This window comes from Janthinobacterium tructae, from assembly GCF_006517255.1.
Taxonomy (GTDB): Bacteria; Pseudomonadota; Gammaproteobacteria; order Burkholderiales; family Burkholderiaceae_D; genus Janthinobacterium; species Janthinobacterium tructae.
On the sequence record NZ_CP041185.1, the window covers coordinates 5,749,007 to 5,762,575 of the forward strand.

General features: G+C 64.8%; 8 protein-coding genes. 3 read left to right on the forward strand and 5 right to left on the reverse strand.

The window, feature by feature from the left end:
• Nucleotides 1-161: 161 nt before the first annotated feature.
• A complete protein-coding gene (locus FJQ89_RS25305) occupies nt 162-3,530 on the forward strand; it encodes a S41 family peptidase (protein ID WP_168208525.1) in 3,369 nt (1,122 codons plus the stop codon).
• Here the strand turns inward: FJQ89_RS25305 and FJQ89_RS25310 are convergent.
• From FJQ89_RS25310 to prpR, 4 genes are all read right to left on the reverse strand, one after another.
• Nucleotides 3,517-4,236 carry a LytR/AlgR family response regulator transcription factor gene (locus tag FJQ89_RS25310; protein ID WP_141172185.1) on the reverse strand — a complete coding sequence of 240 codons (720 nt, stop codon included), beginning with the start codon at nt 4,234-4,236 and terminating at the stop codon, nt 3,517-3,519. The genes FJQ89_RS25305 and FJQ89_RS25310 overlap by 14 nt on opposite strands.
• Nucleotides 4,233-5,291, reverse strand: a complete 1,059-nt coding sequence (locus FJQ89_RS25315) for a sensor histidine kinase (protein ID WP_243136263.1) — start codon at nt 5,289-5,291, stop codon at nt 4,233-4,235. The genes FJQ89_RS25310 and FJQ89_RS25315 overlap by 4 nt, the downstream gene beginning before the upstream one ends.
• 3 nt (nt 5,292-5,294) lie before the next feature.
• Nucleotides 5,295-6,167 (reverse strand): alpha/beta fold hydrolase, encoded by an 873-nt coding sequence (locus FJQ89_RS25320; protein WP_141172186.1) that lies wholly within the window; start codon nt 6,165-6,167, stop codon nt 5,295-5,297.
• Nucleotides 6,168-6,270: 103 nt separating this feature from the next.
• Complete coding sequence (prpR, locus tag FJQ89_RS25325) at nt 6,271-7,896, reverse strand: propionate catabolism operon regulatory protein PrpR (protein ID WP_141172187.1); 1,626 nt, start codon at nt 7,894-7,896, stop codon at nt 6,271-6,273.
• A gap of 209 nt (nt 7,897-8,105) precedes the next feature.
• On the opposite strand from prpR, the gene FJQ89_RS25330 reads away from it, so the two are divergent.
• Complete coding sequence (locus FJQ89_RS25330; protein ID WP_141172188.1) at nt 8,106-11,762, forward strand: sensor domain-containing protein; 3,657 nt, start codon at nt 8,106-8,108, stop codon at nt 11,760-11,762.
• Nucleotides 11,763-11,858: 96 nt separating this feature from the next.
• On the opposite strand, the gene xth is transcribed toward FJQ89_RS25330, so the two are convergent.
• Entirely contained in the window at nt 11,859-12,623 is a 765-nt protein-coding gene (gene xth, locus FJQ89_RS25335; protein ID WP_141172189.1) for an exodeoxyribonuclease III, read from the reverse strand.
• Between the two features lie 570 nt (nt 12,624-13,193).
• On the opposite strand from xth, the gene FJQ89_RS25340 reads away from it, so the two are divergent.
• Complete coding sequence (locus tag FJQ89_RS25340; RefSeq protein ID WP_099760191.1) at nt 13,194-13,565, forward strand: phiTE_015 family protein; 372 nt, start codon at nt 13,194-13,196, stop codon at nt 13,563-13,565.
• Nucleotides 13,566-13,569: the final 4 nt, after the last annotated feature.

Genomic DNA, 13,569 nt, shown 5'->3' on the forward strand with positions numbered 1-13,569 from the left:
GTGCGCAAGAAACCCGCCCCACGCAAGTGGCGCGGGTTTTTTTTCGCTTTTGTGGGTAATAAAGAAGGTTTTCTTTGGTCGTGCTTATGCCAGAATTGCTGTCCGGTATCGACATGATGTCCATGCCGTCTTATCGCCCTGACCGCTATCTGGATGCTCACATGAAAATTTCCCGCACTCTTACCTTGCTCCTGTTGTCCGCCGGCTTGCAGGGCAACGCTGCCGCGGCTGCCGCCGCGCCTGCTGGCAGCTACTTTCGTTTTCCCGCCGTACGCGGCGACACCGTCGTCTTCACGGCCGAAGGCGATTTGTGGAAAAGCAGCGTGCGCGGCGGTGCGGCGCAGCGCCTGACCACGCATCCCGGCTATGAAACGAACGCGGCGATTTCGCGTGACGGTCTGTGGCTGGCGTTTTCCGCCGCCTATGAAGGTGCACAGGAGGCGTATGTGATGCCGCTGGCGGGCGGCTTGCCGCGCCGCATTTCCTTTGATAATGGCGGCGTGCTGGTGCTGGGCTGGACGGCGCAGGGCGAAGTGCTGGTCAGCACGCAAAATACGGACGGTCCCGCTTCGCGCCGCATCGTCGCCGCCATCGACCCCGTGAAACAGACGCGCCGCGTGTTTCCCGTGGCTGACGCCAACGACGCCGTGCTCGACGATGCGGGCAAGACGCTGTTTTTCACGCGTTTCGGCCTGGCTGTGACCAACGACAATGTGCGCAACTACCGGGGCGGTGCGCACGCCACGCTGTGGCGCTATGACCTGGGCGGCAAGGGCGAGGCCGTGCGCATGCACACGGACCCTGCTGTATTGGCGGGCAACAACAAGCGCCCCATGTGGTGGCAGGGCCGCGTGTTGTACATCAGCGACGAAGGCGGCAGCGACAACCTGTGGAGCATGCTGCCCGACGGCTCCGATCGCCGCGCCTTGACCAGCCACACGCAGTGGGACGTGCGCAACGCCGCGCTGGGCGACGGCAAGATTGTGTATCAATTGGGCGCAGACCTGCGGGTACTGGACCTGGCCGCAGGGACGGATTCATCGCCATTGCCGATCAGCCTCGTATCCGATTTCGACCAGCAGCGCGCGCGCCAGATCCGCTCGCCGCTCGATACCTTGAGCAATGTGCAGCTGTCGGGCAAGGATGAGCGCATCATCCTCACTGCACGGGGCCGCGTCAGCATCGCCGGCACGGGTAGCCTGCGCCGCGTCGACATCGCCATTCCCGAAGGGGCGCGGGCGCGCGATGCCGTCTTTTCCAGCGATGAAAAGTCCGTGTTCGCCATCGTCGACACGAGTGGCGAGAACGAAATCTGGAAGTACGCCGCCGATGGTTCGGGCAAGGGCGAGCAACTGACGACGCAGGGCGACAATCACCGCTGGAAGCTGTACCCGTCGCCGGACGGGCGCTGGCTGGCGCACACGGACAAGAAGGGCCGCTTCTGGCTGCTGGACCTGGCCACCAAGGGCAATCAATTGATCGACGACGCGGGCAAGGCGGGCGTGGACAAGCACGATGAAGTGCAATGGTCGCCCGACAGCCGCAACCTGGCCATCGTGCGCGTGGCCAGCAACGAGCAGCGCGAGCAGATCGGCTTGTACAACCTCGCCTCGAAGCAGCTGCAATTCGTCACCAGCGACCGCTACACATCCGGTTCGCCCGTGTTTTCGCCCGACGGGCGCTGGTTGTATTTCCTGTCGGCGCGCAATTTTCAGCTGGCCAACGGATCGCCGTGGGGCGACCGCAACATGGGCCCCGTGTTCGACAAGCGCATCGGCGTGTATGCGCTGGCGCTGCAGCCGGGCAACCGTTTCCCGTTCCAGCCCGATGATGAGCTGAGCCGTCCGGGAGTGAAACCGGCCGAAACGGACGATGAAAAGGCGGCCGAACTGGCGGCGGAAAAGGCGCTGGAGAAAGCCGGCGGCAAGACGAGCGTGAAGAAAGCGCCGGCGGCGCTGCCGGACGTCGTCTTCAAGGGACTGGCCGAGCGCCTGTATGAAGTACCGCTGGCGGCGGGCAATTACGGTGCGCTGGCCATGGATGACAAGCGCCTGTATTTCCTCGAGCGCGACAGCGGCGAGAACAAGTCCAGCCTGAAGACCTTGGCCATCGGCAATACCGGCTCCAAGCCGGAGGTGCTGGTGGCCAATGTGCGCGAATTCGACCTGGCGCAGGATAAAAAGCATTTGTACTACCGTACTGCAGCGGCCACCGGCCCGGGCGAGATGCTGGTGATCGAGGCGGGCGCCAAACTGCCATCCGACCTGTCGAAGGCCAAGGTCAAGGTCGACGACTGGACGTTTGTGTCGAATCCACGCCTGGAATGGAAGCAGATGTTCAACGACGCCTGGCGCTTGCACCGCGATTTCCTGTACGACGCGAAGATGCGCGGCGTGAACTGGAAGGCGGCGCGCGACAAATATGCGCCGCTGGTCGAGCGGGTCACGGACCGCGCCGAACTCAATGACGTGCTGGGCATGATGGTGGCCGAAGTGGGTGCCCTGCATTCGCAGATCCGTCCCGGCGAATTGCGCCGCACGGAGCAGGAAGGCACGCCGGCCGGCCTGGGCGCCGTGCTGGCGCGTACCAGCGAGGGCTACCTGGTCGAACATGTCTACCGCAGCGAAGCGGAATTGCCCTCGGCGCGTGCACCGCTGTCGCGCCCAGAGGTCGATGTGAAGGCTGGCGACGTGATCACGGCCGTCAACGGCAAGGACGTACTGGCCGCGCGCGATATCAGCGACCTGTTGCTGAACCAGGCCGACAAGCAGGTGCTGCTGCAGGTACAACGAGGTAAAGGTGCGCCGCGCGCCGTCATCGTCACGCCCGTCAACATGGCAAAACAGACGGCGCTGCGCTATGGCGACTGGGAATTGAGCCGCGCCGAGCAGGTGGCTGCCGCTTCGCAAGGGCGCATCGGCTACCTGCACTTGCGCGCCATGGGTGCGAACGACATCGCCTCGTTTGCGCGCGACTTTTACGCCAACATCAACCGCGAAGGCCTGATCATCGACGTGCGGCGCAATAACGGCGGCAATATCGACAGCTGGATCATCGAAAAACTGCTGCGCAAGGCCTGGGCCTACTGGGCGCCGCCGGGCGTGCAGCCATCGTCGAACATGCAGAACACCTTCCGCGGCCACCTGGTGGTGCTGGTCGATGAACTCACGTACTCCGATGGCGAGACCTTCGCCGCCGGCATCAAGGCATTGAAACTGGCGCCGCTGGTAGGCAAGCGTACGGCCGGCGCCGGCGTCTGGCTCAGCGACAATACGCGCCTGGCCGACAATGGCATGGCGCGCGTGGCGGAAAACGGCCAGTTCGGCATCGATGGCCAGTGGCTGATCGAAGGCGTGGGCGTGGTGCCGGATGTCGAGGTGGAGAACCCGCCGCACGCCACTTTCAATGGCGCCGACCGCCAGCTGGAAGTGGCGCTCGACATGCTGGCGAAAAAGCTCAAGGAGCAGCCGCGTCCCGCCTTCCAGGCGCAGCCTATCCCCGCGCTGAAGCAGGGGGCTACAGTCCGGTGACGGACTTGAACTGCTGCGCGCGGCGGCGTGATACTTCCACCACGCTGCCGTCCAGCAGGTGCAGGTCGAGGCCATCGGCCGCATTCGGCGCCATTTGCGCCACCTGCGCCAGGTTGACGATCTGGCGCCGGTTGGCGCGCAAGAACAGCGTGGGGTCGAGCTTTTCTTCCAGCTGGTTCAGGGTGCGCAGCATCAGCGGATGCTGTGCACCGAAATGCACGCGCGTGTAGTTGCCTTCCGATTCGAGCAGGCGGATATCGTCAAACGCGACAAACCAGCAGCGTTCCCCATCCTTGATGAAGACCTTGCGCGGCGCGGGCGGCGGCATGGCTAGCGCCCGCGCGCCGGCACGCGCCAGGGCCGTGGCCAGGCGTGCCGCCTGCACGGGTTTTTGCAGGTAGTCGAGGGCGCTCACTTCAAACGCCTGCAGCGCGTACTGGTCGAAGGCCGTGCAAAAGATGACGTCGGGCGCGTCATCCAGCGCGGCCAGCAGGTCGAAGCCGGAGCCGCCCGGCATCTGCGCGTCGAGCAGCAGCAGGTCCGGGCGCAGCTTGCCGATCTGCTCGATGGCGTCGGCCGCGCTGGCCGCCTCGCCGACGATCTCCACGGCGCCGCGTTGCACATGCGGCGCCAGCAGGCGCCGCAACTCGGCGCGCGCCAGGCGCTCGTCATCGACCAGCATTACCTTGAGCGGCTGACCGTTCATGCCAGCTCCGGCAAATGGATGGTGGCGCATACCCAGCCCGCCTGCTGGCGCAGTTCCAGGCTGGCATGCTCGCCGCAAGCCAGCTGCAGGCGCTGGCGTGCATTGCGCAAGCCGACGCAGGTGGAGTTGCCGGGTTCGTGCAAGGCGCCCGTGTTGGCGACATCGATCTGCAGCATGGTGGCGCCGTCGTCAGCGCTGGTACGCCGCGCTGCAATGCGGATGTCGCCGCCATCGGCGCTTGTTTCCACGCCATACTTGACGGCGTTTTCCACCAGTGTTTGCAGGGCCATGGGCGGCACGCGCACGTGATCGATGCCGGGGGGGATGTCGAAGCTGACGCGCAGGCGATCCTCGAAGCGTATCTGTTCGATCGCCAGGTAGGCGCGCACGGCGTCCAGTTCGGCCGACAGCGGCACCGTCGCATGCTGGCTGGACTGCAGCGCGTGGCGCATCAGGTTGGCCAGCTGGTCGATCATCTGCGCGGCCGCCTCGCGGTCTTCGAAGATCAGCGCGCGCACGCTATTGAGGCTGTTGAAGAAAAAATGCGGATTGACTTGCGCCTGCAGGGCGCGCAACTGGGCGTCCTTGGCCAGCACTTCCAGACGCAGCGCCTCGGCCTCGAAGCGGCTGGCGCGGCGCAGCGACAGCGCGGTGAAGTAGAACACCGTCCAGGTCAGAAATACCCCGAACCAGAACAGCAGCGCGCCGGGCAGCCATGCCAGGCCGCGCAGGACGTCGGGCGGATACATGACGTGGAAGGCGGCTGTTACGCTGGCCGTCTGGATGATGGCCAGCAGGATCAGCGACGGCACGATGCGTTTCCAGCGCAAGCCGTTTGCCGCCCAGCCGTACCGGCGCAGCACGCCATGCCACAGGTGCGACAGCAGCAGCCCGCCCAGCGAGCCCCAGCAGGAAATCGTCACGACGATGCGCAGCTGCGAGGAGCCGCCATACACACTGTTGAACAGGGTGAGTGCGCCCCAGCCGGCCAGCTGGAAGGTCCAGTACCAGTTGATCCTGGCCAGCAGCGGCGGCCGGTGCAAGGGAGCGTTCACGGTCTAGTCCAGGAACTGTTCGATGCGCGCATGCATCCAGTCCGGCTGGTCGTACATGATGAAATGGCGCGCCGTGTCGGCCAGCGCGATTCTTACGCCCGGCAGCTGTGCATACTGTTGCTGGAAGGTCGCTTCGATGGCGGCGCGCGGCGCATAGTCCTTGTAGGCGATCCAGGTGCCCAGCACCAGCGTGGGCGACTGCACTTTCGCCACGTCCTGGCGCAGGTCGCTGGCCATCAGCGTGCCCATGGCGCGGATGACCGTTTCGCGGTCCGAGCGCTGGCCCCAGCCGATGATGCGCTCCACGTCGGCCGGCGCCGTCGCCATGCCGGCAACCGTTCGGCGCTGGCTGGCGCTGGAGCTGGCCACATCCTGCGCCCGCATGGCCGATTGCATCTGGCTTGACATGGCTTGCAGCTGTTCCGGCGTGGCGTTTGGCATTTGCACCGCGCCCAGCGCCGGCAGCGAGTCGACGATCAGCAGCTTGCCCGTCTGGGCCGGATGGTCGATGGCCATTTTCAGGCCCAGGAAGCCGCCCAGGCTATGCCCGATGATGGCCGGCCGGCCCAGTTTCCGGGTGCTGATGTAGTCGGCCAGTTGCTGCTCCGCCTGTGCCAGCAGGTCGCCTTCGATAGGCGCCACGCCGGCAAAGCCGGCCAGGGTCAGCACATGGCAGGCGCGTCCTGTTTTCGGTCCGCACAGGCGCGCCACCGTGCCTTGCCAGACTTCGCCCGAGGATGCCAGGCCGGGAATCAGGATCAGGGGACGGCCCAGGCCCGTGACGTCGACCGTGAATGCCGCGGGCGCTGCGGCCTGGCTGGCGCCCGCCAGCAGCACGGTACCGAGCAAGATCAATGTTTGCAATGTTCGTTTCATGATGTGTTCCTCCTTGACGACGATGCTAGCGGGCCAGGTGGCTCGCCGCCAGCATCGCGGGATGAGTGGCGGCAGGCAGGGATGAACGGCCCTGTTCCTCTCCTCAGCCGGCGCGCAGGCGGCGCCACAGGGTGGTGCGGCTGATGCCGAGGTAATGGGCGGCCGCGTCGCGGCGCCCGCCGAAGCGCGCCAGTACGGCGCTGGCGCTTTCGTCTTCCGGATGCGGCGGTGCGGCGGCAGCCGGTGCCGGCAAAGCCGTGGCCGGGCTGGCGTCTTGCGCCAACTCCGGCGCCACGCCCAGCACGAAGGCGGGCGTCAGCGCCTGCAGCGGTTCGGCGGCCAGGAACAGCGCCAGGCGCTCGGCCAGGTTGCGCAGTTCGCGCACGTTGCCGGGCCAGTCGTAGCGGCGCAGCAGCGGCGCGCAGGCATGGATTTCCGCGTGCAGGTTGGGGTGCGGCCGCGCGCCCAGCGCGGCCAGCGCGTTTTTCAGCGACCATTCGGTCAGGCCGGGAATATCGCTGGCGCGTTCGCGCAAGGCGGGCAAATGCAGGCGCAGCACGGCCAGGCGGTAGAACAGGTCGGCGCGGAAGCGTCCTTCGCGGATGCGCTGTTCCAGGTCGCAGTGGGTGGCGCTGATGATGCGCACATGGATGGCGATGGGCCGCGTGCCGCCCACGCGCACCACTTCGCGCTCTTCCAGCACGCGCAGCAATCTCGTTTGCAGGGCCAGCGGCATTTCGCCGATTTCATCGAGGAACAGGGTGCCGTGGTTGGCCGCCTCGAACAGGCCCGCATGGCCGCCCCGGCGCGCCCCCGTAAAGGCCCCGTCCTCGTGGCCGAACAGTTCCGATTCCAGCAAGGACTCGGCGATGGCGCCGCAATTGATGGCGATGAAGGGCCGGTTCGCGCCCAGGCTGCGCGGGCTTTCGCGGTGGATGGCCTGCGCCACCAGCTCCTTGCCGCTGCCCGTCTCGCCCTGGATCAGCACCGTCGCCGGCGAGCGGGCATACAGCACCACCGACCGGCGCAGCGCTTCCATCGCTTCCGATTCGCCGCGCAAATCGTGCAAGCCGTGTCGCGCGCGCAGGGTGTCGGCCACCACCGCGCGCCGTCCCCGGTTCGACTCTATCTGCGTCAGGCGCGCCAGTTCCAGCGCATCGTCGAAGGCGCGCCGGATGGCCGTGGCCGAATACACGAAGACGGCGGCCAGTCCCGCCTCTTCGGCCAGGTCGGTGACGAGGCCCGCGCCGACGACGGCTTTGACTCCGGCCGCCTTCAGTTCGTTGATCTGCGCGCGCGCGTCTTCCTCGGTGGCGTAGGTGCGCTGGGCAATCTGGAAGCCGAAGGTGGCGGCAAATTCGGCCAGTTCCGGCATCGGGTCCTGGTAGGTGACGACGCCGATGTCCGGCGAGATGCGCCGCGCGCGCGCCAGCGCCTGCATCACGTCGTAGCCGCTGGCCTTGGCGATGATGACGGGTACCGACAGCCGGCCTTTCAGGTAGGCGCCGTTCGAGCCGGCGGCGATGACGGCGTCGCAGCGTTCGGTGGCCATGCGTTCGCGGATGTGGCGCACGGCGTCGTCGAAGCCCAGGTTGATCGGCTCAATCGTCGCCAGGTCGTCGTATTCGAGCGTGATGTCGCGGAACAGGTCGAACAAGCGCGAGACGGAGACGGTCCAGATGACGGGTTTGTCGCGGTGGTCGAGCGGAGGTTGGGGAGGGCGGCGCATGCTTTATTCTAAACGATTTGTTTCATTTTCTGGCCATGCAACGCCGGTGCAACGAGCGTGTTGCAAGTGGTCTGTGGTGTTTCAGGTATTGCCAATAAGGAATATGAAGAAACCCCGGGAAACTGGTTTATGATCTAACAGCACTATGATGCCTGACGAATATATTGTTCAGGTGCATTCCGACCGCTAACAACCAACCCATGGTGTCCATGAACCGCGTACCGACCAGTCCCGATTTCATCGCCGATGCCTTGCAGCTGATCGCCTTGCCCGCCTGCGCCTGCGATGCCTGCGGCATGGTGGTCGCGGTGAATGGCGCCTTGAGCGCCTTGCTGGGCAGGGATGTGTCGGGCCGCCTGCTGGCCGACTGTTTTACGGACGCCTACCGCGCGTCGAGTACCAGCATGCTGCGTGGCGCGCTGGGTGCGGCCGGGCGCGAGCGGCACTGGGACAGCAGCCTGGAGGGAATCGATGCGGCCATCGCCGTGCAGGTGTGGGCCAAGCCGCTGCCGGTGGGCGATGGCTTGCCGGGCGCGACCCTGGTGTTTGCCGACATCAGCGTGCAGCAGCGCGACCAGCAAGCCTTGCGCAAGACCTTGCTGGAACAGCAGGCCATCCTGGAAAGCGCGGCCGTCGGCATCGTGTTTTCCAGGGGTGGCTTCATCGAGGAGTGTAATATTCGCGCCGCCGAGATGTTCGGCTATGCGCGCCACCAGTTGACGGGCATGCCGGGCGCGGTGCTGTACCGCTCCGCCGAGCATTGCCGCATCCTGGGGCTGGAAGCGGCGCCGTTGCTTTCCAAGGGCAAGCCGTACCGCACCGAACTGGAATTGCGGCGCCAGGATGGCACACTGTTCTGGAGCCGGCTGCACGGGCGCGCCGTCGATCCCTTGAATACCCATGACGGTACCGTATGGATCATCGAAGATATCAGCGACCACCGGCGCGATGAAGACCAGCTGCGCCGCGCCATGCTGGAAATGCAGGCCGTGATGGACAACGCGCCGCTGGCCATCGGCTTCCAGCGCGACAAGGGCGTGCTGCGCTACAACCGCCGCTTCGCCGAATGCTTCGGCTTTGATGGCGACAGCGGCGTGGGCCTGGCCGTCGCCGACCTGTACCCGTCGCGCGCGGCCTACGAGAACGTGGTGCGGCAAGCGTCGCCTCTGCTGCGGCGCGGCCAGCCGTTCCAGGGCGAGATGGAGATGCGCCGCCGCGACGGCTCCACGTTCTGGGCGCTGGCGTATGGCTACGTGCTGAATCCGGAGAGTCAGACCGACCGCGGCTTGCGCGACACGATCTGGCTGTTCGACGACCGCAGCGCGCAGAAGGCGGCCGAGGAGGCCACGCGCCAGCTGATGCTGGAGCAGCAGGCCATCCTCGACAATGCGTCCGTCGGCATCCTGTTTTCGCGTTCGCGCCTGGTCTTGCGCTGCAATCCCCGCTTCGCCGAAATGTTCGGCTACGCGCAGGAGGAGATGACGGGCCTGCCCGCCGCCGAGCTGTTTCCCTCACCCGCCGCCTACGCAGCGTTTGGCATGCAAGCCAGGCCACTGCTGGGACAGGGCTTGCCGTACGAGCAGGATGAAGTGCTGTTCCGCCGCCGCGATGGCAGCCTGTTCTGGTGCCGCATCCGCGCCAAGGCCGTCGACCAGGAGCATAGCGAGCAGGGTACCATCTGGATACTCGAAGACGTCACGGACAGCCGCCAGGCGCAGATGGAAGTGGCGGCCATCATGACGAATGCCTCGGTGAGCATCCTGTATACCAAGAACCGCCAGATCACGCGCTACAACCTGGGCTTTGCCGCGATGTTCGGCTACAGCGGCGACGAGGCGCTGGGCCTGCCCGGGCGCGCGCTGTACGTGTCGCAGCAGTCCTACGAGTTGCTCGGCGCGGCGGCCTTCCCTTTCCTGTCGGTGGCCAAGCCGTTCCAGACGGAAGTGGAAATGATGCGCCGCGACGGCACGACCTTGTGGGCGCAGCTGATCGCCTATGTGGTCAATCCGGACGATCCGGCCGCCGGCACCATCTGGATCATCGAGGACCGCACCGAAGCGAAGCGCGCCGAAGAATCCTTGCGCAATGCGCTGCTGGAAAACCAGGCCATCCTCGACAGCGCCGTGCTGGGCATCTCGGTGGTGGAGGGCGGCTACAATTTGCGCGCCAACAGCAAGATGGAAGAGCTGTTCGGCTATGGACCCGGCGAGATCAACGGCCTGTCGGTGCAGGCCCTGTATCCGGACGTGGCCGCGTGGAAGACGGCACGCGGCGAGACGGCGCGCGATTTCGCGGCCGGCAGGGTGCACATGTCGGAATACCAGCTGGTGCGCAAGGATGGCAGCCGCTTCTGGGCGCGCCTGTCCGGCCGGCCGTTCGACCTGGCGCATGCGCATGGCCGTTCCGTGTGGCTGGTCGACGACGTGACGGCGCGCCGCGAGGCGGCCGAGGCGGTGCGCCGCGCGCGCGACGAGCTGGAACTGCGCGTGCACGAACGCACGGCTGAACTGGCCGGCGCCAATCTGCTGCTGCAGGGCGAGATCGCCGAGCGGCGCCAGGCCGAGGCGCGCGTGCATCATATGGCTTACCACGACAACCTGACGGGCTTGCCGAACCGCGCGCTGCTGTCGGACCGGCTGGAACGGGCCATGCTGGCCGCGCAGCGCTCCGGGCGCAAGCTGGCCGTGATGTTCATCGACCTGGACCGTTTCAAGACCATCAACGATTCGCTGGGCCACATGACGGGCGACGTGCTGCTCAAGGAAGTGGCCGCCCGGCTGTGCCGCGCGGTGCGCGCCAGCGACACGGTGGCGCGCCTGGGTGGCGATGAATTCGTCGTCCTGGTGCCGGGCATCCGCGACACCGACGAGGCGGCGCGCGTGGCCGAGAAGGTCATCGAGGCGCTGACGCCCGCCTTTCCGCTCGACGGCCACGTGCTGCACGTGACGCCGTCCATCGGCATCTGCGTGTATCCGGACGATGGCGGCGATGTCGACACCCTGATGCGCCATGCCGATGCGGCCATGTACCACGCCAAGGGCAATGGCCGCAATAATTACCAGTTCTTCACACAGACGATGAACCAGGCAGCGGCCCTGCACTTCGACCTGGAAAGCAGCTTGCGCACGGCGCTGGCGCTGCAGCAGTTCGAACTGTTTTACCAGCCCATCATCGATATCGCCACGCGCCGCCTGCATGGCATGGAAGTGCTGCTGCGCTGGCGCCGTCCCGGCCATGGCCTGGTGCTGCCTGACCGCTTCATTCCCATCATGGAGGAAAACGGCTTGATCGTGCCGGTGGGCGAATGGGTCATGCGCCAGGCCTGCGAGCAAAGCATGGTCTGGCAGCGCCAGGGCTTGCAGCCCGTGCCCCTGGCGGTGAATTTGTCGCCGCGCCAGTTCATGCACAAGGGCCTGGTGGCGGCCATCGGCGACGTGGTGCGGGAAACGGGCATCGATCCGGCGCTGCTGGAATTCGAGATCACCGAGACGGCGCTGATGCAGCACGGCGAGCATACGCTGGAGATTTTGCGGCAGATCAATGGCATGGGCCTGCGCCTGTCGATCGACGATTTCGGCACCGGCTATTCCAGTCTGGCCTACCTGAAGCGCTTCCCTGTGAAAAAGGTCAAGATCGACCGTGCCTTCATCAAGGACCTGGAACACAGCGCGGAAGACCGCGCCATCGTGGCGGCCATCATCGCGCTGGCCGACAGCCTGCAATTGTCGACCGTGGCCGAGGGCGTGGAGACGGAAGAACAGTTCGCACTGCTGCTGGCGAACGGCTGCCGCTATGCGCAGGGTTATCTGTTTTCCGCGCCCGTACCGGCGATCAATGCGCAGGCCTTGCTGGAACGCGTGACATAAGCTGCTGCGCGTCGGTATAGGTAGCCGGCGAGGCTCACCGGCTCGGCGCCCCCGCGCTGTGGCAAGGCTGCGCTTCTGTCAGGCGTTCTTGAATGATTAGTCGATGGTGGCGATGACGGGCGCATGGTCGGACGGCTGCTCCCACTTGCGGGGCACGCGGTCTATCACGCACGCCGTGCAGCGGCCAGCCAGGGCCGGCGAAAGCAGGATATGGTCGATGCGCAGGCCCTTGTTCAGGCGGAAGCCCAACTGGCGGTAGTCCCACCAGCTGAACGATTTGTCCGCCTGCTCGAACAGACGGAAGGCGTCCGTCAGGCCGATGTCGAACAGGCGCTGCAGGGCGGCGCGTTCCTTGTCCGAGACCAGCACCTGGCCGGCCCAGGCGACAGGGTCATGCACGTCGCGGTCGTCGGGGGCGATATTGTAGTCGCCCACGACGGCCAGCTGCGGGTGCTGCAGCGCTTCTTCGGCCAGCCAGTCGTGCAGGGCGGACAGCCAGCCCAGCTTGTACTCGTATTTGTCCGAGTCGATGCTCTGGCCGTTCGGCACGTAGGCGCAGACGACGCGCACGCCACCGATCGTCGCGGCCAGGATGCGCTGCTGCGCATCTTCATAGCGGGGATTGTTCTTCACCACGTCGGTGATCGGCAGCTTCGACAGGATGGCCACGCCGTTGTAGGTTTTCTGGCCGCTGAAGACCACCTGGTAACCAGCCGCCTCGATCTCGGCGACGGGGAACTTGTCATCCGTGAGCTTGGTCTCTTGCAAGCAGAGTATGTCGACCGGGTTGTCTGTCAGCCACTGCAGCACTTGCGGCAGGCGCACTTTGAGTGAGTTGACGTTCCAGGTGGCGAGTTTCATGGGAAAAATCCTTGCTTGAATAGGTATCGATAAGCGCGAATCTTACCGCATGCGTGTCGCCGGCGTGCTGCCCGCCGCTTGTCGCGCAAGCACCTTATTTTCCCACAGGGAAAAAGAGTGTTCATAAAGTATATATATTTAACCAATCGTGGCGCATGAATATTATGTTTTTGTGTATGATTGATCAACCCCTATGTTTGATTTGGCATAAATGGCTGGCGTGGCAGGCTGCGTCTCGCCGTTTAACGCGACAAAGGTGTAAAGTTTCTCGCTGAAACGCGATAAAAACTACTAAAATGGCACAATGTAACAACTGTGTCACACGGCTTTGTTACAGCCAACTTGAGAACCGAACAGGAAGCAGTTGTAATTAGTTGTAATTGCTATTCCGATTACATGACCACTGTGCCGGGGCGGAGCGTCAGTTCCGTCCTTGGCGCCGCCAGACTTGTTATATAAATTGCAGTACTATATCTATGAGACTGTTTTGCGACATCAATAGATGGTACTATTTTGAAATGTTGCAGTTTTAATAGTGAGACTTGCGCGTAGCATTTGCAAAGGAAGAAAATGCGAACTGCATTTGAAGCGTGGGCGCAGCGTGACGGCCACATTGTGCGGCGAAGAGAAGACAAACCGGATGAGTACCTGATTTTCGAGACCCAGCGCCGCTGGGTTATCTGGCAGGCAGCTCTGACGCATGGCAAGACGGCGGCCAAGCCGCGCGTGAGCGCGGCCGAAAAGGCGGCGAAAGCCCAGCGCGCGCTGGAAATGTCCTCCGATGAGGCGATCGTGCGCAACAAGGTGCTCAATGAAGTGCTCGACGCCTTCAGCGGCGCCGATGGCGCTGCCGGCATGGAAGGCATACTGAAAGTGATCCAGGGCCTGAAGATGAAGCAGAAGGCACTGGCCGACGACAAGAGCGAAGATTCAACGGCTTGAGGGG